Annotated in this window: 1 protein-coding gene; it reads left to right on the top strand. The window is 66.2% G+C overall.

The window, feature by feature from the left end; genetic code table 11:
* Positions 1-320, top strand: a 320-nt coding sequence (locus ASG67_RS15475) for a methane monooxygenase/ammonia monooxygenase subunit B (protein WP_321163547.1), incomplete at both ends; no start/stop codon positions are given.

Here is a 320-nt window from a genome sequence, read left to right as displayed (position 1 = left end):
CGGCCTGGCCGCAAGCGGTCGCCAATCCGCGCGTGTCGTTCCTGAACGCCGGCGAGCCCGGTCCGGTTCTGGTGCGCACGGCGCAGTTCATCGGCGAGCAGTTTGCGCCGCGTTCGGTGTCGCTTGTTCCTGGCAACGACTACGCCTTCTCCATCAACCTTCGCGGACGTCGCGCGGGCCGTTGGCACGTTCATGCGCAGATCAACGTCGAGGGCGGCGGTCCGATCATCGGCCCCGGCCAGTGGATCGAGATCAAGGGCGACATGAAGGACTTCACCGATCCGGTGACGTTGCTTGACGGCTCGACGGTCGACCTCGAG

It is taken from the genome of Sphingomonas sp. Leaf339 (genome assembly GCF_001426195.1).
Lineage (GTDB): Bacteria > Pseudomonadota > Alphaproteobacteria > Sphingomonadales > Sphingomonadaceae > Sphingomonas.
The sequence above is the reverse complement of the archived record's forward strand: the minus strand, read 5'-3'. Positions and strand labels throughout refer to the sequence as shown.